The 297-nt window shown below is 54.5% G+C and carries 1 pseudogene; it reads left to right on the forward strand.

The features are described from left to right. Positions 1-194: pseudogene (locus tag BRO54_RS19045) on the forward strand (acyl-CoA dehydrogenase); the annotation flags it as partial. Positions 195-297 lie beyond the last annotated feature (103 nt).

Genomic DNA, 297 nt, shown 5'->3' on the forward strand with positions numbered 1-297 from the left:
TTTTCTGCCAAGAGGCGTTCAATGAAATTGAAGCCCATGCGAAAGAAACGCTCGTCGCCGTCGAACAAGGAGACACGCTGCGGATGATGCTCGCCGCTCTCCGACGGCTGACGCGCCATACGCCGATCAACGTGATCGCGAAAAAACGCGAAGCGGCCGCCGCGCTCATTGAAGCCGAACGGTATATTGTGTGATAATGGGAAGTGCCAGGCGTTTGCCTGGTGCTTCTTATTTGTTTGCCACACAGCGGAAATGAAAGGGAGGAGTGAAGATGGCGCTCACGCTCTATTGGTATCC

Origin of the sequence: Geobacillus proteiniphilus, from assembly GCF_001908025.1 — a bacterium.
GTDB lineage: Bacteria > Bacillota > Bacilli > Bacillales > Anoxybacillaceae > Geobacillus > Geobacillus proteiniphilus.